This is a genomic window from Streptomyces sp. NBC_00249, from assembly GCF_026342355.1.
In the GTDB taxonomy this organism is placed as follows: Bacteria; Actinomycetota; Actinomycetes; order Streptomycetales; family Streptomycetaceae; genus Streptomyces.
The window spans coordinates 1,798,393-1,815,584 of record NZ_JAPEMV010000001.1; the positions used below are offsets into that span (position 1 = coordinate 1,798,393).

General features: G+C 74.1%; 15 protein-coding genes. 1 reads left to right on the forward strand and 14 read right to left on the reverse strand.

All coding sequences use genetic code 11. The annotated features are described in order from the left end of the window. Window positions 1-84: 84 nt before the first annotated feature. A complete protein-coding gene (locus OOK31_RS07960; protein WP_267011625.1) occupies window positions 85-1,092 on the forward strand; it encodes a TauD/TfdA family dioxygenase in 1,008 nt (335 codons plus the stop codon). A 78-nt stretch (window positions 1,093-1,170) separates the two neighbouring features. Here the strand turns inward: OOK31_RS07960 and OOK31_RS07965 are convergent, their stop codons facing one another. The 14 genes from OOK31_RS07965 to OOK31_RS08030 form a co-directional block, all read right to left on the reverse strand. Next, window positions 1,171-3,732: an FtsX-like permease family protein gene (locus OOK31_RS07965; RefSeq protein WP_267011626.1), complete on the reverse strand. Its 2,562-nt coding sequence runs from the start codon at window positions 3,730-3,732 to the stop codon at window positions 1,171-1,173. Further along, window positions 3,732-4,511, reverse strand: a complete 780-nt coding sequence (locus OOK31_RS07970) for an ABC transporter ATP-binding protein (RefSeq protein ID WP_267011627.1) — start codon at window positions 4,509-4,511, stop codon at window positions 3,732-3,734. The genes OOK31_RS07965 and OOK31_RS07970 overlap by 1 nt, the downstream gene beginning before the upstream one ends. 199 nt (window positions 4,512-4,710) lie before the next feature. After that, window positions 4,711-5,424: a hypothetical protein gene (locus OOK31_RS07975; RefSeq protein ID WP_267011628.1), complete on the reverse strand. Its 714-nt coding sequence runs from the start codon at window positions 5,422-5,424 to the stop codon at window positions 4,711-4,713. A gap of 187 nt (window positions 5,425-5,611) precedes the next feature. Next, window positions 5,612-6,433, reverse strand: a complete 822-nt coding sequence (locus OOK31_RS07980) for a 4'-phosphopantetheinyl transferase superfamily protein (RefSeq protein ID WP_267011629.1) — start codon at window positions 6,431-6,433, stop codon at window positions 5,612-5,614. 31 nt (window positions 6,434-6,464) lie between these two features. Beyond that, window positions 6,465-7,862 (reverse strand): alkaline phosphatase family protein, encoded by a 1,398-nt coding sequence (locus tag OOK31_RS07985; protein ID WP_267011630.1) that lies wholly within the window; start codon window positions 7,860-7,862, stop codon window positions 6,465-6,467. Further along, complete coding sequence (gene eboE / locus OOK31_RS07990) at window positions 7,859-9,058, reverse strand: metabolite traffic protein EboE (RefSeq protein WP_267011631.1); 1,200 nt, start codon at window positions 9,056-9,058, stop codon at window positions 7,859-7,861. Before eboE ends, OOK31_RS07985 begins: the two co-directional genes overlap by 4 nt. Window positions 9,059-9,079: 21 nt before the next feature. After that, entirely contained in the window at window positions 9,080-9,952 is an 873-nt protein-coding gene (locus OOK31_RS07995; RefSeq protein WP_267011632.1) for a TatD family hydrolase, read from the reverse strand. 32 nt (window positions 9,953-9,984) lie between these two features. Next, complete coding sequence (locus tag OOK31_RS08000; protein WP_267011633.1) at window positions 9,985-10,680, reverse strand: EboA domain-containing protein; 696 nt, start codon at window positions 10,678-10,680, stop codon at window positions 9,985-9,987. Continuing rightward, window positions 10,677-11,609 carry a sugar phosphate isomerase/epimerase gene (locus tag OOK31_RS08005; RefSeq protein ID WP_267011634.1) on the reverse strand — a complete coding sequence of 311 codons (933 nt, stop codon included), beginning with the start codon at window positions 11,607-11,609 and terminating at the stop codon, window positions 10,677-10,679. The genes OOK31_RS08000 and OOK31_RS08005 overlap by 4 nt, the downstream gene beginning before the upstream one ends. Beyond that, complete coding sequence (locus OOK31_RS08010; RefSeq protein ID WP_323188198.1) at window positions 11,606-12,493, reverse strand: SCO3242 family prenyltransferase; 888 nt, start codon at window positions 12,491-12,493, stop codon at window positions 11,606-11,608. Before OOK31_RS08010 ends, OOK31_RS08005 begins: the two co-directional genes overlap by 4 nt. Window positions 12,494-12,576: 83 nt before the next feature. Next, entirely contained in the window at window positions 12,577-13,788 is a 1,212-nt protein-coding gene (locus tag OOK31_RS08015) for an inositol-3-phosphate synthase (protein WP_267011635.1), read from the reverse strand. 56 nt (window positions 13,789-13,844) lie between these two features. After that, on the reverse strand, window positions 13,845-14,630 hold the full coding sequence (locus OOK31_RS08020; protein WP_267011636.1) for a Tat pathway signal sequence domain protein: 786 nt from the start codon (window positions 14,628-14,630) through the stop codon (window positions 13,845-13,847). 144 nt (window positions 14,631-14,774) lie between these two features. Beyond that, a complete protein-coding gene (locus OOK31_RS08025; protein WP_267011637.1) occupies window positions 14,775-16,154 on the reverse strand; it encodes an MFS transporter in 1,380 nt (459 codons plus the stop codon). A 17-nt stretch (window positions 16,155-16,171) separates the two neighbouring features. Further along, entirely contained in the window at window positions 16,172-17,188 is a 1,017-nt protein-coding gene (locus OOK31_RS08030; RefSeq protein WP_267011638.1) for an ornithine carbamoyltransferase, read from the reverse strand. Window positions 17,189-17,192: the final 4 nt, after the last annotated feature.

The window sequence follows — 17,192 nt, forward strand, 5'->3', positions numbered from 1 at the left end:
CACGACGGGAATCCCCATAGGAATGTAATAGGACAGGTCCGGAAACTGACTCGGGTCATCGCTCATCAACCCGAGGATTTCTTCATGCCGCGGACCCAGGAACACACCCTTACGCTCACGGCGACCGGAACCACCCCGGACGCCATGACGCTCACCGATGCCGAGCGCGCCGAGATGATCGCCGTCGCCACCGACGTACTGACCGCCACGCCGGCGCTGATCGACGACCCGGCCTGGCTGGACACGGTCCGCGACGCCTCGGCGATGCTGCCGCGCACGGTACTGGCCGCCCTGCGCCGGTTCCGTCACGACGCCGGCCCCGACGGGGTGCTGCTGCTGCGCAACATGCCTGTGGTGGCCAACGACCCGCTGCCGGAGACCCCGACCGTGCCCGGTTCCGTGGAACGGGTGCCCGCCGTCGCGTCCGCGCTGGTCACGGCGGCGATGCTGCAGCTCGGCGAGGTCATCGCCTATCGCAGCGAGAAGACCGGCGCCCTCGTGCAGAACGTCGTCCCGGTTCCCGGGAGCGAAAGTTCGCAGAGCAATGCCGGCTCGGTGCTGCTGGAACTCCACGTCGAGAACGCTTTCCATGACAACAAGCCCGACTACGTGGGTCTCCTCTGCGTGCGCGAGGACCCGACGGGCGATGCGAAGCTGTGCACTTCTTCCGTGCGGCGGGCCCTTCCGCTGCTTTCCGAGCGGACCGTCGCCGTATTGGCCGCGCCGCGTTTCCTCACCGAGCCGCCGCCGTCCTTCGGCGACCTGAATTCGGTGACTCCCGCGCACCCGGTGCTCGTCGGGGATCCGCAGGACCCGAACATCCTGGTGGACTTCGCCGCGACCCACCCGCTGGACGACGAGGCGAAGGCCGCGATGGGCGAACTGCGCGAGGCGCTGATGCGGACCATGTCGGCGCTGGCCCTGCGGGTCGGTGACCTCGCGGTGGTCGACAACCGGCTCGCGGTGCACGGCCGGACCTCCTTCACTCCTCGCTACGACGGCCAGGACCGCTGGCTGCACCGGGTGTACGCGCACCTGGACCACCGCCGCAGCCGGGTGGACCGCAAGGGTGGTGGTGCGGTGCTCAACTGAAGCCCGGACCGGGACCACGTACCGACGGCCGGAGGGCCGGCCCCCCGAGGGGGGCCGGCCCTCCGGCCGTTGTGATGGTCACTGACGCGAGCTGATGACGTCCGCGGGGCGGCCGGCGAGGGCCAGGCGGCCCGGGATCAGCGTGGCCAGGGCCGTGAGCAGCGCCGCGAAGCCCAGGACACCGAGGTACATCCACGGGTCGATGGAGGGGGACGCGGAGCCCGTCATCCCGATGCTGAAGGCGGTGAGCACCGCGAAGGCGATGCCCGTGCCGAGGACCGAGGAGATGACGACCACCAGGGCCGCTTCGATGCGCAGCATGCGCATGACCTGGCGGCGGGTGGTGCCGACGAGCTGGAGCAGGGCGAACTCGCGGGTGCGGTCGGACACCGACATGGCCAGGGTGTTGACCACGGCGATCGCGGTGAAGGCGATGATCAGGCCCATCGCGACGTAGTTCACCTCGGCGTTGGACTGCTGCACCTCGGCCTGGAGGTCCTCGACCTGGTCGCGGTCGAGCACTCCGACGCCCGGCAGGGGGCCGATCGCCTTCTGGAGCTCGGCGCGGCCCGGCTTGCCGGCGTCGGCGGTCTTGACGAGCAGCGAGGAGGCCAGCGGGTTGTCGACGTGCTGGGAGACCAGCGCGTGGGACATCGTCAGGTCACCGAAGCCCAGGCCGCGTTCGTAGACGGCGGCGACGGTGAGCTCGGTCTCGGTGCCGTCGCCGAGGGTCAGCTTCAGCTTGTCCCCCGGCTTCTTGCCGAGGTTGTCGGCGGCGACGTCGCTGAGCGCGACGCTCTGCGCGCCGAAGCCGTCCAGGGTGCCGCCGGTGACGCCCGGGTCCCAGGTGCGGGTCAGGCCTTCGGTGGAGACGCCCTGCGCCGGGTACTTCTCCAGGCCGACGCGTACGGAGGTCCGTACGACCTCGGTCACCGCGGACACGCCGGGGACCTTGCGGAGGTTCTCGGCGGCCTGTGCGGGCACGCCGGGGCCGGCGGAGCCGACGACCCAGTCGGCCTTGTTGCCGGCCTGGGCCTGGGCGGTGGCCGCCGCGCCCATCGTGGTCTGGACGAAGAACACCGTGCAGGCCATGCCGATCAGCAGGGCGAGCGGGGTGACGGCGGCGGAGACCCGCTTGGTGTTGGCGCGGGCGTTGGCGGTGGCCAGGTAGCCGCCGACCTTGGAGGCCTTCAGCGGGACCCCGAGGACGGCGACGGCGACCCGGGCGATCAGCGGCCCGAGCAGCGAGACCGCCACCGAGAGCACGACGACCGACAGGAAGGTCACCGGGGTGGACGCGGGCTCGCTGCGCAGGGCGGCGAGGACCGCGAGGAGGACGACGCCGCCGACCAGGAACGCGGCGCCGGCGCCGAGCCGGCCCCAGGCGAAGTTCCGCTGCTCCATGGCCGCCTCGGACAGGGCCTCGGCGGGACGGATGCGGGCGGTGCGGCGGGCCGAGATCCGTGCGGCGGCCCAGGCGCCCAGCAGGGCCGCGCCGATGGCCGCGAAGAACGGGAAGACGCTGAAGGTGACTTCGAGGGTGTCCGGGATGGCCTTGAAGCCGACGAACTTGCCGTGCAGCCAGTAGGCGATCGGCAGACCGGTGACGGAGCCGAGGACACCCGCGAGGGCGCCGACGATCAGCGCTTCGCGGCCGATGAGCTGGCGGACCTGCTTGGGGGTCGCCGCGATGGCGCGCAGCAGGGCCAGTTCGCGGTAGCGCTGCTGGATGGAGAGGGCGAAGGTGCCGACGACCACGAGGATCGCGACGAGCAGGGAGGTGCCGCCGATGGCGCCGCCCATGGAGACCAGCTTGATCCGGGCCTTGGCGGCGTCGAGGAACTCGACCGGTCCGCGCTCACCGCCGGTGACGACCTCGACGGGGGCGCCGTCGAGGGCCTTCTTGACCTGCGAGGCGAGCTCGGAGGTGGACACCCCCGGCTTGGGCAGGACACCGACGACCGCGACCTGGCCGGAGCGGCCGGAGAGCCGTTCGGCCTCGGCGTCCGAGAAGAACAGGGAGGTCTGCTGCTTGAGGTCGCTGCCCGTGGGGGCGGCGATGCCGGTGACCTGGTAGGCGCGCGGGGAGCCGGTGGCCTGGACGGTCAGCCGGTCGCCGGTCTTGATGCCGGCGCGGCGGGCCAGTTCGCGGTCGACGACGACCTCGTCCGGGCCGGCCGGGGCGGCGCCCTCGGTCAGGGTGAAGGGGGTCAGGGCCGCGGAGGTCCAGGAGTGGCCGTAGGAGGGCTTCTCGTCGACGCCCTTGACGACCTGCCCCTTGGGGGTGACCGCGTAGGCCGGGAAGGTGATCTCGGGGAGGGCGGCCTTGACGCCGGGCAGCGAGCCCAGGGTGGAGGCGGTGTCGGCGGGCAGCCAGACGCGCTCGCCGAGCGGCTTCTCCTTCTCCTTCGTCTTGACCTTGTCGCCCTTGTTCTTGACGGTGACCTGGTGGACGTTCTGGTCACCGCCGACGATCACGGGGGCGCCGGCGTAGCGCTCGGTGCCGATCGTCCCCCGAAGGCCCGTCTCCAGGAGGATTCCGCAGGCCGTGACGAGCGCGGCCGCGCAGAAGAGGGCGAGGAACGCCCCGATGAAGCCGCCCTTGCGCGCGCGCAGGGTCTGCAAGGCATAACGCAGCATCAGGCCCACGCTCCCAGGTGGGTCATGCGGTCGGCGACGCGGTCGGCGGTGGGGGCCTGCATCCGGTCGGCGATCCGGCCGTCGGCGAGGAAGAGGACGGTGTCGGCGTAGGAGGCGGCGACCGGGTCGTGGGTGACCATGACCACGGTCTGGCCGGTCTCGTCGACGCAGGAGCGCAGCAGGGAGAGGATCTCCTTGGCGGTCACGGTGTCGAGGGCGCCGGTGGGCTCGTCACCGAAGATGACGTCGGGGCGGGTGATCAGGGCGCGGGCGATCGCGACGCGCTGCTGCTGGCCGCCGGAGAGTTCCGCGGGGCGGTGGGTGGCACGGCCGCCCAGGCCCACGCGCGTGAGGATCTCCTCCAGCCAGGTGGGGTCGAGGCGCTCGCCGGCCAGGCGCAGCGGCAGCTCGACGTTCTGCCGTACCGACAGTGCCGGGATGAGGTTGAAGGCCTGGAAGACGAAGCCGATGCGCTCGCGGCGCAGCTTCGTCAGCTGGGTCTCGTTCATTCCGCCCAGTTCGGTGTCGCCGATGTAGGCCTTGCCGCTGGAGGGCTTGTCGAGGCCGGCGGCGCAGTGGAGGAAGGTCGACTTACCGGAACCGGAAGGTCCCATGACGGCCGTGAACGAACCGCGCTCGATGCCCACCGAGACTCCGTCGAGCGCGCGCACGCCCCGGCCGGTCTTTCCGTACTCCTTCACGACACCGTCCAGGCGCAGTGCGAACTCCGGGGATCCGGAGCCGCTCTGCCTGCGGAGGCTGTTCGTCTCGGTCCTCATGCGCGACCAGTCCTTCCAATGCTTTTGAGGGGGGAATGTCAGCAGCCTCATCCGCACCGTGGCGGATGCAACGCCACCGATCCTGGTCCGCGGTTCTATATTCGCTCTACGAGAAATGCCCCCGGGTACGCGTTTCCGGCCGGGGGCGGTTGCCTCCGGCCGGATCCGATCGCTCACAGGGGGTTCAGCGTTTCAGCGTTCAGCGGCTACGGCGCCCCCTCGTCCAGCGGTAGCCGAGGGCCGCGGCGGTGGCGGCGAGGCAGAGCCCGTAGCTGACGGTGACCCAGAGCGCCGGGGCGCGGCCGGCGCCGAGCCCGTGGACGACCCCGGCGGCCCAGGCGGCGTAGGCCAGGCCGTGCAGGATCCGGAAGGGGCGTATCCAGCGGCGGGTGGCGAAGACGCCCCGCCACAGGCCGGTGACCAGCGCGAGGACGAACAGCTGGGCGGCCAGGGCGCCCAGGTCGACCAGCAGGTCGCCGGTGCCGAGCAGGGCCTCGCTCGCGGCGATCCTGCCGCCGGCGACCTTGACGCCGATGTGGACGAGGAGGAAGCCGACGCCGGCCAGGCCCGCCGCGCGGTGCAGGAGCTGAGCCAGCTGCCGGTGGGCGGGGGTGAGGACGTCGCGGAAGACGGTGGCGACGCCGAGCATCACGGAGAGGGAGAGGGAGACCAGCGCGAAGACCCCGGCCATCCGGTCCAGGAACTCCTGGACGGCGCCGCCCACGAGGGCGCCCGCGGACAGCAGCAGGGCGACGGCGAGCAGCCCGCCGGCCACCGCGCGGGCCCCGGGGGCGGGGGTGTGCGGGGGCCCCTGCCGGACGGGCGCGGGCGCGGCGGCGGCCGCCGCCACGTCCGTCGCGGGGGCGGGTGCGGTGGCGGCCGGGTCGGCGGTGGTGGTGGCGGGGTGGGCCATGGGGGAACTCCGGGAGGGGTCGGTTCTCCGTACGGGAAGGTGGGCGGCCCGGGCCCGGACCTCGCGGGGAGGTGATCCGGGACCGGGCCGGGTGCGGGAGGACCCGGCGGGCCGGGGCGGCGGGCGCCGCGGGCGGGGCGTACGGCCTGTGCGGTGGCGCGTACGGCCCGGGCGCCCGCCGGTGGGGTCACGCCGGGCGGTGGCGGAGGATCGGGCCGAGGGGGGAGCCGTCGACGGGGCGGGCGAGGGAGGCCGACCAGTTCCCGTCGAGGTCGAGGTCGTCGACCTGCCAGCTGCTGACCTCGCCCTGGTAGCCGTGGTCCACCACGAGCGGTCCGGGCGTGCCGGGGCGGACGTCCAGGGCGTTGAGGTCGATGCCGAGCAGCCCCAGCCCGACGCCCTTGAGGACGGCCTCCTTACGGGTCCACACCCGGTGGAACGCCGCGGTCCGCTCGGGTCCGGCGGGCAGCGACAGGATGTACGCGTGCTCGGCGGGCGCCAGCACCACACTGGCGAGGGAGCCCGATTCGACGGGCCGCAGCGCCTCGATGTCGACGCCGATCCAGTCACCGGCGTGCAGGGCGAGCACCCCGCACCCGCTCGTGCGGGTCAGGCTCAGGGCGAGCCCGACGGCCGGGCTGGCCACGGCCGGCGGCCCGTGCTCGAGGTCGCCGCAGCCGGGGCAGACCCGGCGGCCCAGGGCCACCGTACGGGCGTCCACGCCCAGCAGGTCGCCGATGGCGCGGCGGGCGCCGGCGCGGGTGCGGGTGAAGGCGGCGGCGTCCTTCTCGTGCCGGAAGCGGCGTGCGCGTACCTGCTCGACCTCGTCGAGCAGGTCGAAGTCGGCCTGGTCCACGTGGTCCTCGAGCAGCCACCACCAGACGTGGGCCTCCCCCGTGGCCTTCAGTCGTGCGGCTTCCCGAGCGGCCGCCTCGGGCACGGGCAGTGCCCCGGTCCGGCTCGTGTGGTCGATGCGGTGGCCGACGGCGGCCAGGGTCTGGCTGGTCATCGGATCCTCCTCTCCCCCCTTGAGGGCGTTGTCAGTTCAGTCCGCCGAGGCGCAGGAGCAGGTCCTTGACCTCGGTGGCGTGGTAGCGGGCGCGTTCCTGGGACGGGTCCGAGCAGAGCAGCAGCGGCCCGTCCCGGTCGTCCTCGGGCAGGCGCCCGTGGCTGCCCCGGACACAGCCCGGGTCGAGCGGCACCACCTGGAGGGGTGCGCGCATGCCCGCCTTCTTCTTGAGCACCGCGAGGGCCGCCTTCGCCTTGGCCGCCGGATCGGCGGGGTCGAAGAACAGCTCGGCCGGGTCGTAGCCGGGCTTGCGGTGGATCTCGACGCCGCGCGCGAAGTCCGGGGCGCGGGCGTCGTCGAGCCAGTAGTAGTAGGTGAACCAGGCGTCGGGCTCCGACACGGCCACCAGCTCGCCCGCGTTGGGGTGGTCGATGCCGTAGTCGGCCTGCTGGGTGCGGTCCCAGACCTCGTCGACCCCGTCCAGGGACTTCAGTACGTCGCGCACGCGCGGGATGTCGACGGGGTCGGCCACGTAGACGTGGGCGGCCTGGTGGTCGGCGACGGCGAACGCCCGGGAGGTGTACGGGTCGAGGTACTCCATCCCGCGCTGGCTGTACACGGACAACAGGCCCTCGCGGCGCAGCGCGCGGTTGATGTCGACGGGCCGGCTGACGGGTGAGATGCCGTACTCGCTGAGCGCGACGACGGTGGTGCCGCGGTCGCGCAGGTCGGCGAGGAGCGGGCCGAGCGCGGCGTCGGCCTCGCGGGCGGCCCGGACGGCCTCGGGGCTGTCGGGGCCGAAGCGCTGGAGGTCGTAGTCGAGGTGGGGGACGTAGATGAAGGACAGGTCGGGGTCGCGGGTGTCGGCGACGTGCCGGGCCGCGCCGGCGATCCACCGGGTGGAGGTGAGGGAGGCGGTCGGCCCCCAGTAGTTGAAGAGCGGGAACTCGCCCTGGGCGGCGGTGAGTTCGTCGCGCAGTCCGGCGGGGACGGTGTAGCAGTCGGGGGCCTTGCGGCCGTCGTAGTGGTAGACGGGGCGCGGGGTCAGGACGGTGTCCACGTCGGCGCCCATCGCCCACCACCAGCACAGGTAGGCGGTGGTGTGGCCGGGGTCGCGGCGGCGGGCGGCCTGCCAGACCTTCTCCCCCTGCACCAGGGCGTTGTGCTGGCGCCACATCATCACTTCGCCGTGGTCGCGGAAGTACCAGCCGTTGCCGACGGCGCCGTGCTCGCGGGGCAGCGTGCCGGTGGTCAGGGTGGCCTGGACGGTGGCGGTGACGGCGGGGAACACCGTGTCGAGCGGGGCGGCGAAGCCCTGCTCGCCGATGGCCCGTACGTTCGGCATGTGCGGCAGCAGCCGGGGGGTGAGGCCGACGGTGCACAGGACGGCCGTCTTCCTCCTGCCCGGGGCGGCGGCGGTGGGGGTCATGAGCCGGGCTCCTTCTGCGCGGCGGGAACGGTGGGGGTCAGGCCGAGCCCGGTCAGCTCGCGTGCGGTCCAGGTGAGTTCGGCGGCGATGCCGCGGGCCAGTCCGGCCTCACCGACGGGCCGCTCGTCCTCGGGCAGCACCGACCAGGTGTAGGTCTCCACCTCGATGTGGTCGGTGACGGCGTGGTCACCGCCGAACAGGGCCCGCAGGGAGTCGCGCAGCACCGGCCCGGTGGAGGCCAGCGGCGGGGCCGGCTCCTCGTGCAGCGGTACGTGGTAGTGGATCCGCCAGGGCGCCTCGCCGGGCAGGGCTCCGGCCAGGGCCGGTCCCAGGTCGTCGGAGCCCAGCAGGGCGCCGCCGGCCAGGGCGGGCTCCCGGGTCTGGTGCAGGAAGCGCGGCTCCGCGAAGGCGGAGAGGGCCTCCCGGACCCGGGGGTCCGACGGGTCGCCGGCCTCCAGGGCGCTGGACGCCTGGACCTTGACGATCTGGACTCCGGCCGTCAGCAGCTGGGCGATGGCGGTGTCCGGGTCCTCGTGCGCGACGGCGAGGTGGCAGGTGTCCAGGCAGAGCCCGATCCAGTCGTGGTCGACGCCCTTGAGGGCTTCGACGGCCTGGGTGGTGGTCTCGGCGACGCAGCCCGGCTCGGGTTCCACGGCGACCCGTACGGTGCGTCCCGTCTCGGCCCGGATCCGGCGCAGGCCCGCCGCGAGGGCGTCGAACTGCCGCATGGCGGCGGCCGACTGGGTCCGCGACCAGGCCGTGCGCCAGGCCAGCGGGAGGGTGGAGACGGAGCCGCGTTCGGCGTCGTCGGGCAGCAGCCGGGCCAGGATCCGGGCGAGGTTCAGCGTGTAGTCCAGGCGTGCGGGCTCGGACCAGTCCGGGTAGTACACGGCGCGCTTGACGACGGGGGCGTGGAAGCCCTTGTAGGGGAAGCCGTTGAGGGTGACCGTCTCCAGTCCGCGGGCGGTGAGCTCGCGGCGCAGCCGGTCCGTGGCGGCCGGGTCGGCGGCGAGGGCCGCCGCGGCGTCCACCGGCAGCCACAGGCCGAGGCCGATGACGGGTTCGCCGGTGGCCTTGCGGACGGGTTCGGCGTAGGCGGTGAGCTGGGCGGTGATCCCTTCGAGGGTTTCGGCGGGGTGGACGTTGGTGCAGTAGGCGAGGTGGACGGCGGTGCCGTCCGAGTGGCGGAAGCGCATCAGGCGGTTCCTCTTTCCTGATCAGTTTCCGCCGCGGGCGATCGAGTTCCCGGCGTACAGCCCCGCGGCCTGGACGTCCCCCACTTCAAGGTTTGCTGCGCCGTCCAGGCCGAGCCGGCCGGACTGGGCGTAGAAGGCGAGCGGGTTGCGCCACAGCACGCGGTCCACGTCGTCCTCGTCGAAGCCGGCGGCGAGCATGGCCTCGCCGGTGGCGCGGGTGAGCAGCGGGTCGCTGTGGCCCCAGTCTGCGGCGGAGTTGACGAGGATCCGCTCGGTGCCGTGCTCCTTGAGGATGGCGACCATCCGGTCGGGGGTCATCTTGGTGTCGGGGTAGATGGAGAAGCCCATCCAGCAGCCGGAGTCGTGGACCTCGCGGACGGTGACCTCGTTGAGGTGGTCGAGGACGACGAAGCCGGGGTCGATGCCCGATTCGCGGATCACGGCCAGGGAGCGGCTGGTGCCGCCGGCCTTGTCCCGGTGCGGGGTGTGGACGAGGGCGGGGAGGGCGAACTCGACGGCCAGGGCGAGCTGGACGGCGAAGGCGTGCTCCTCGGCGTCGGTGACCGTGTCGTAGCCGATCTCGCCGACGGCGACGACCCCGTCCTTGGCGAGGTAGCGCGGCAGCAGGTCCAGGACGGGCGTGCAGCGCGGGTCGTTCGCCTCCTTCGGGTTGAGGCCGATGGTGCAGTGGTGGCTGATGCCGAACTGCGCGGCGCGGTACGGCTCCCAGCCGAGGAGCGCGTCGAAGTAGTCGGTGAAGCTGGAGGGGGAGGTACGCGGCTGGCCCAGCCAGAACGCAGGCTCGACCAGGGCGCGCACGCCGGCGGCGTGCATCGCTCGGTAGTCGTCCGTGGTGCGGGACGTCATGTGGATGTGCGGGTCGAAGATGCGCATGGTCGGGCTCCGGTAGGGGTCGGCTGGTGCGGTCAGTGGTCGAGGGTGGCTACGGCCCACAGGTCGGCCGGGACGGTGCGGTCGGCGGCGCGCCGTTCGGCGGCGAAGCCGTGGGCCATGCGGGCGAGTTCGGCGTCGCGGCGTTCGTGCAGCCCGGCGACCTTGGCCAGCGGGATGCCGGTGAACAGGCACTTCAGGACGGCCTGGCGCCAGCGGTACTGGTCGAGGTGGGCGGCGGCGTAGGGGCCGAGGGCGGCCGCGATGAGCCGGTTGTCGTTGGTGCGCAGGGCGTCGTCGGTGAGGTGGACGGCGCGGTCCCCGAGCGGGAGGAAGGGCAGGGCGCGCAGGACGCCGCGGCGCTCGGCGGCGTCGCCGTGGGTGTAGCGCTCGCCGGCCTCGCGGGCGAGGGCCGCGCCGGAGGTGCCGTAGCGGGTCAGGGCGAGCAGCAGGACGGTGCGTACGGCGTCCTCGACGGCCCAGTCGGCCCAGCCGGGGAGGGGGCCCCGGCCGTACGCGCGTCCGGCGGCCGGGAAGCGGCGGTCGAGGGCGGTGGGGCCCTCGGCGGCCACGGCCGCGGTGTCGGCGGCGAGCCGGACCCGGTGCTCCTGGTCGAGGACGGAGCGCAGGGACTCCTCCAGGGTGCGCAGGGTCAGCGCGTCGTGCACGGCGTGGTCGGTCCCGGTGGCGGGCGCCACCGGGGGGTGCGGGGCGAGGGTGGGGGCGGTCATACCGGTACGGCCTCCTTCTTCGACGCTTGCGGCTGGTGCGGGGGGTGCGGCTGGGGTGGGGCGGGCGGCCGTCGCCGGGCGGCGGCGGCCTTCCGCAGGAAGGCGATGCTGTGGCGGGCGGTCTCGGCCCCGGCGTGGCTGTGGCGCGGCAGTTCGACGGAGACGAGTCCCCGGTAGCCGGTGTCGGCGAGGGCAGCGAGGACCGGCGGGAAGTCGATCTCGCCCTCCCCGAAGGGCAGGTGCTCGTGGGTGCCGCGGCGCATGTCCTCGATCTGGACGTGGGCGAGGCGGTCGGCGGCGAGTTCCACGCAGCGGGCCACGGGGTGGGGCTCCAGGCACTGGCAGTGGCCGAGGTCCAGGGTGAGCCGGAAGCGCTCGGGGCGGCCGAGGTCGGCCAGGAGCTTGCGGTAGCCGGCCAGGTCGGCGACGAGCATGCCCGGTTCGGGTTCGAAGGCGAGGTCGATGCCGGCGGCTTCGGCGTGGGCCACGGTCTCGGCGCAGCCGTCGGTCAGCCGCTGCCAGGCCTGTTCGCGGGTGGTGCCCGCGTCGGGGGTGCCGCTCCAGAAGTGCACGGCCTCGGCGCCCAGTACGGCGCCGATGCCGACGGCCCGGCGCAGCAGGTCCAGGCGCAGGGCGCGGCCTTCGGGCTCGGCGGAGAGCAGGGTGGGCCGGTGCTTGCGGCGCGGGTCGAGCAGGTAGCGGGCGCCGGTCTCGACGACGACGGCCAGGCCGGTGGCGTCCAGGGTGCGCCGGATCTCCGTCAGGCGGGCGGCGAGTCCGGGGGCGTACGGGTCCAGGTGCTGGTGGTCGAGGGTCAGCGCGACGCCCTCGTAGCCGAGGTCGGCGAGCAGGCGCAGGGCGTCGCCCAGGCGGTGGTCGGCGAGGCCGTTGGTGCCGTAGGAGAACCGCGGCCCGGTCGGGGTGCTCATGTGGAGGACACCTTCCGGGCGAGGCGGCGCACCAGCGGCAGGGCCGCGGCGAGCGGGACGGCGACGCGGGGGGCGCCGCCCCGGGCGGCCAGGGCGGCCTGGAGCGGCAGCAGGGCGTGGATGCCGGCGCCGACGGCCCGGCGGACCTCGGGGGCGGCGCCGGGGCCGCGCAGCACCCGGGTGAGGGCGGGGCCGAAGCTGCCGGCGTAGAGGGCGAGGGCTGCGGCCTGCGCGGGTCCGGTGCCGCGGCGCAGCGTCGCGGCGGCCGCCACGGTGGCCGCGGCGAGCGTGAGGGCGGCCTCGCGGGGCGGGGCGCCGTCGACCTCGTGGCGGCTGAGCCGGGTCAGGCCCAGGGTGTGCGCGGCCACGGCGGCGGCCGGTACGAGGGCGGGGCGGGCCGGTCCCGCGCCGGTGCCGTGGAGGACGTCCAGGGCCCGGGCGGCGGCCATCACGGCGGGGCCGAGCGGGGTGTTCTTGGCGCCGAGGTCGTAGGTCCACACGGCGGCGGCCAGCGGCAGGGTGCGGCGCAGCGCGGTGCGGGGGCCCCCGGCCAGGGCGGCGATGCCCAGGCCGGCGGCGGTCAGGCCGGCCGCCGTGGTGAGGGCGGCGCGGGGGCTGATCCGGCCGGAGGGCAGCGGGCGTTCGGGGCGTTCCACGGCGTCGAGTTCGCGGTCGGCCCAGTCGTTGAGGGCCATGCCCGCCCAGTAGAGGCAGACGGAGGAGCCGGCGAGGCCGAGGGTGCGCGCTCCGCTGCCGCGGCCGGCGGCCAGCGCCCCGGCCAGCACGTCGCCGGGGACGGTGATCGCGGCGGGTGCCCGGACCAGTTCGGCGTAGGCGCGCAGGGTGCGCCGGGCGTGGAAGGCCCGGCCCGGGAAGGGCGGCAGGACCAGCGGTGCGGATGCTCCGGCGGGTGCGGCCGGCTCGGGGCGGGCGGCCCGCCCCGGGGCGGTGGCCGCCGTGGGGGTGGTCACGGCCGGGCCCCCGTCAGCGGATTGCCGCGGCCGGCGGTGGCGGCGGGGGCCGGGTTCGCGGCCCAGGCGGTGAGCGCCTCGTACTGGAGGGTGAGGTTGTGCTCGGTGGAGCCGGCCGGGTCCTTGAAGAAGAAGCCGAGGGCGGCCAGCGCGCCGGACTCGCCGCGGCGGGCGCCGAGCGCGGCCAGCCGTACGAGGTCCAGGACGAGCGGGGCGGCGAGCGCCGAGTCGCAGCCCTGCCAGGTGAACTGCATGGTCATCCGGACGCCGAGGAAGCCCTCGAAGGAGATGTGGTCCCAGGCGGTCTTCCACTCCCCCATCTCGGGGACGTTGTCGATGTGCGTCTGGCCCTGCACGGCGTGGCCGACGGTCTCCTCGAGGCTGCGCTGCTTCGACTCGGTCTTGGAGCGGGCCGCCGCCGGGTCGGCGAGGGTCGCGCCGTCGCCGCCGCCGAGCAGGTTGGTGCCGGACCAGGACCGCAGGCGCAGGGCGCGCTGGGTGAACATGGGCGCGAGGGCGCTCTTGACGAGGGTCTCGCCGGTCTTGCCGTCGCGGCCGGCGTGCGGGACGCGGCGCAGCCGGGCCAGTTCCTCCAGGGCGGGCAGGGCGGCGCCCGCCGAGGGGGTGAAGTTGACGAAGGCGCAGCCTGCGGTGAAGGCGGCGTACGCGTAGAGGGAGCTGACGGGCAGGGTGACCGACCCGGCGGCGAGGGCGGCCTCCAGGGAGGCCAGGTCGAGGAAGGCGGGGTCGGGTTCGGGCAGCGGCTCCGTGGAGGAGACGTTGACGACGACCACCTGTTCCAGGCCGTGCCGGTCGCGGAAGGCGGCCATGTCGGCGGCGAGGCGGGCGGCGGTCGCGGACTGGGACTCGCCGGGGCGGGCGGAGCCGTCGCGGATCTCGAGTTCGGCGGCGGCCAGCGGAGTGTCCAGCGCCTTGAGGATCCGGGCGGGCAGTACGCCCGCCTCGGCGAGCTGCCCGGCCCTCACCGACAGGGGGGTGTCGACCACGTCGTGGCCGCCGAACACCAGGTCGGCGAGGGCCGGGAGGGGTACGTCACGGAACGGGGGAGTTTCGGTGACGCACCCGACGGGGGAGGCGGCACCCGCGACGATGGCGGCGGCGCCGGCGACGGCGGCCGTGGCGACCGAGCCTCGCGCGCCGACCATCCAGACGCCGATTCGGGGTGAAGATCCGGTCGTGTCTCGCATGGTGTGCCATTCCTCCTGAGTCGTGTCGTGCGTGGGGGGGGTTCAGCCGTTCCGGACTACTTGGAGAGGTCGACCGGGTAGGGCCAGACGTCGAAGGCCTTGTTGATGCGGTCGTTGGAGCGGACCAGCCACTTGGCGGTGACGCGGTTGACGACGTGCTTCGGCAGGTGCTTGTTGTCGTTGGCGTCCGTCTTCGGCTGGGCGAGGGACTGGAGCTCCCAGGCCGCGCCGACGAGGCGGTTGATGTGCGCCCAGAAGGACCGGTCGATGCCCAGCAGCTGGAAGGACTGCAGGTACGGGTGCCAGCGGTGGTAGGCGTGGGTGAAGTCCGGCGGCGTGAAGTTCATCATGTGGACCTTGTTGCCGGCGGGGCGGCGCGGGTCGAACAGGGTGCCCTGGCCGAACTCCTGGAAGGCGAAGACGAGGCCCTTCGGGTCGTGGTGGTACCACTTGTCGTAGACGGCCTTCTGGCACCGCGAGAGGACCTCGAAGTGGGCGCGGTTGGGCTCGATGAGCTCCATCCAGCTGCGCGGGTAGCGGCCGCCCTTGCGGGTGGCGGCCCAGGCGTCGTAGGACTTGGTGAAGCCGCCGAAGGGCGCGGTGATGGCCCCGACCGCCGCCTTCATCTCGTCCGACGGGGTGTAGTAGGACATCTGGTCGTAGTCGTACCAGAACTCGCTCGCCCAGCGGTCCCCGACCAGGCCCTCGACCTTGGGCAGCTGCGGGCGGCGGCCGTGCGCGGCCGCCGGGCCGGCTCCGATGACGGTGACGGCTGCCGCGGCGCCGGCGGCGCCCAGGGCGGTCCGCAGGACGCTCCTGCGGTCCATCGAATTGAGCGGCATTGTCGTGCTCCTTCTGGATCTGTTGCGGATGCGGACGGATCTTCGGTGGTGCGATGGCTGTACTCTCCCGGGCCCCGCCATACCTGCCCTATATCGGTGTCCGTGCAGGTCAGAGGCGGGGCCGCGGGAGGGTCCGACAGGGCTCTACGAGGCCTTGTCGAGGGGGTTGCGGCGCAGGGAGGGGGAGATCAGCGCGACGAGCGCGGTGAGGCCCATGGCGGCGCTGAGGCCCAGCACCGTACGGGTGGCGCCGTACGCCTCCAGGGCGAAGCCGGCGGCGACGGGGCCGGCGGCCATGGCTCCGCCGCCGACGAGCATGGCGAGGGAGTTGGCCCTGCCCCGCATCCGGTCGGGGGCGACGCGGACCATGAAGACCCCGCCCGCGACGTTGAAGACGCCGCCGACGTAGCCGCTCGCGGCGAACAGCGCGCCGAGGGCGTAGGGGTCCCGCAGGAACGCGACGGGGACCATCAGGGCGGTCCAGACGGCCAGGCCGCCGAGGACCAGGGTCCGCAGGGAGAAGCGGGTGGCCCACCAGCCTCCGCTGATGGCGCCGACGAGCCCGCCGGCCCCGCTGAGCGAGAGGACGACGCCGATCTGGAACTGGGAGCCGTGGTTCTCCTGGATCCCGGTCATCACGGCCAGGTTGAGGCCCTGGAACAGGACGTTGGAGACGGCCACGGCGGCCATGACGGCGCGCAGGAAGCGCTGGCGCCACATCCAGACCAGGCCCTCCTTGATCTCCCGGACCAGGTCGGGGCGGGGGCCGGTGCGCTCGGCCTGGAGCTTGCCCTTGACCCCGAACAGCAGCGCCACGGAGGCGAGCTGGCCGACGAGGGCGGCCACGTACGGGAAGGAGGAGCCCAGGGCGACGAGGCCGCTGCCGAGCGGCTGCCCGGCGATGGCGGCGCCGCGGGTCCTGGCCTCGTTCCCGGTGAGGGCGGCGGGCAGCTGCTCCACGGGGACCACCGCGGGGACCGCGGCCCGCTCGGCGAGCTGGTGCAGGACCCCGAGGGTGCCCTCGACGAAGGCCGCCGCGAGCAGCGCCAGGAGCAGGAAGTGGCCGCTGAGCAGCAGGGCGGCGACGGCTCCGGCGACGAGCGCCTGGCCGAGGCCGGCCCACAGCATGATCTTGCGGCGGTCCCAGCGGTCCACGAGGGCGCCGCCGGGCAGCTGGACGAGGAGCTGCGGCAGGAGGAGTGCGGTGCCGACCAGGCCCGCGTCGCCCGGCGAGCCGGTGAACCACAGGACGGTGAGGGGGTAGGCGACGGCGGTGGCCCGGCCGGCGAGCAGCGAGAGTCCGGCGCCGCCCCACAGGAGGCTGAAGTCGCGGTTGCGGCGCAGCGGGACGACGGCGGGCGCGGCGTCGGCTCCGGCCTTCTCGGGGTCGGCTCCGTCCTGCGGCGCGGGCGCGGGCGCGGCCTCGGCCGTACGTACGGGCCCGGTCGCGGCGGTGGGGGCGGCGGCCGGCTGCGGCTCCCCGTCCTCCGCGAGGTGCCAGTCCAGGACCGCGGGGTCCGTCACCGTCTTCGGCGGCGGGGTCACCGTACGGCCGACGCGAGCTGCGGGGCGGACGGGGCGGATTCGGTGTCGTCCTCGGAGCCGGAGTGGGTGTACTCCAGCACCGCCATGGCGCTGTGCATCTTGTTGGTGGCCTGGGCGAAGGCGATGCTCGTGGGCCCGTCCAGCACCTCCGCGGTGACCTCCTCGCCCCGGTGGGCGGGCAGGTCGTGCATGAAGACGGCGTTCGGGCTGCCGTCCCACAGGGCGGTGGTGACCTGGAACGGGGCGAAGATCTCCCGCCAGTTCGCGTCCGGCTTCGCGGTGCCGGTGGTCTGCCAGCGGGTGGTGTAGACGACGTCGAAGTCCTCGGGCAGCACGTCCATGTCGTGCCGCTCCACGAACACGGCGCCCGTCCGCTCGGCCTGGGCCCGCGCCCGCTGCGTGAAGGAGGGCAGCAGCCCGTAGCCGGGCGGGGTGCGCAGCTCGAAGTGGACGCCGGGGAAGCGGGTCAGGGCCAGCGCCAGGGCGGTGGCGGTGTTGTTGCCCTCGCCGACGTACAGGACGCGCAGCCCGTCGACGCGGCCGAAGTGGCGTACCAGGGTGGTGAGGTCGGTGAGGGCCTGGGTGGGGTGCTCCTCGGCGCTCATGGCGTTGATGACGGCCATCCGGTGCTGGGAGGCCCAGCCGCGCAGTTCGGCCTCGGGGCCGGCCGTACGGGCGACGAGCACGTCGAGCATGCCGGAGAGCACGCGGCCGGTGTCCTCGACGGATTCGCCGGTGTTGAGCTGGAGGTCGCCGGGTCCGTACGCGACGATCTGGGCGCCCACGCGCAGGGCCCCGGAGGAGAAGGCGGTGCGGGTGCGGGTGGAGGTCTTGGCGAAGTAGATGCCGGCGACCAGGCCTTCCAGGGCGCGGGAGCGGGTGACGGTGCCCGCCGAGAACTGCGCGCCGCGGGCGACGATGCGGTGCAGGTCCCGGTCGGTGAGGTCGTCGATGGAGATCAGGTGGCGGGCCGGGCGGCGCGCCTGCCGGTCGAGGGTGTGCAGCGGGTCCATCGGA

What these genes read in the sequence shown, in the direction of transcription:
- OOK31_RS07960 (WP_267011625.1), top strand. Translation starts at nt 85, where the DNA reads ATGCCGCGGACCCAGGAACACACCCTTACGCTCACGGCGACCGGAACC.
- OOK31_RS07965 (WP_267011626.1), bottom strand. Translation starts at nt 3,732, where the DNA reads ATGCTGCGTTATGCCTTGCAGACCCTGCGCGCGCGCAAGGGCGGCTTC.
- OOK31_RS07970 (WP_267011627.1), bottom strand. Translation starts at nt 4,511, where the DNA reads ATGAGGACCGAGACGAACAGCCTCCGCAGGCAGAGCGGCTCCGGATCC.
- OOK31_RS07975 (WP_267011628.1), bottom strand. Translation starts at nt 5,424, where the DNA reads ATGGCCCACCCCGCCACCACCACCGCCGACCCGGCCGCCACCGCACCC.
- OOK31_RS07980 (WP_267011629.1), bottom strand. Translation starts at nt 6,433, where the DNA reads ATGACCAGCCAGACCCTGGCCGCCGTCGGCCACCGCATCGACCACACG.
- OOK31_RS07985 (WP_267011630.1), bottom strand. Translation starts at nt 7,862, where the DNA reads ATGACCCCCACCGCCGCCGCCCCGGGCAGGAGGAAGACGGCCGTCCTG.
- eboE (WP_267011631.1), bottom strand. Translation starts at nt 9,058, where the DNA reads ATGCGCTTCCGCCACTCGGACGGCACCGCCGTCCACCTCGCCTACTGC.
- OOK31_RS07995 (WP_267011632.1), bottom strand. Translation starts at nt 9,952, where the DNA reads ATGCGCATCTTCGACCCGCACATCCACATGACGTCCCGCACCACGGAC.
- OOK31_RS08000 (WP_267011633.1), bottom strand. Translation starts at nt 10,680, where the DNA reads ATGACCGCCCCCACCCTCGCCCCGCACCCCCCGGTGGCGCCCGCCACC.
- OOK31_RS08005 (WP_267011634.1), bottom strand. Translation starts at nt 11,609, where the DNA reads ATGAGCACCCCGACCGGGCCGCGGTTCTCCTACGGCACCAACGGCCTC.
- OOK31_RS08015 (WP_267011635.1), bottom strand. Translation starts at nt 13,788, where the DNA reads ATGCGAGACACGACCGGATCTTCACCCCGAATCGGCGTCTGGATGGTC.
- OOK31_RS08020 (WP_267011636.1), bottom strand. Translation starts at nt 14,630, where the DNA reads ATGCCGCTCAATTCGATGGACCGCAGGAGCGTCCTGCGGACCGCCCTG.
- OOK31_RS08030 (WP_267011638.1), bottom strand. Translation starts at nt 17,188, where the DNA reads ATGGACCCGCTGCACACCCTCGACCGGCAGGCGCGCCGCCCGGCCCGC.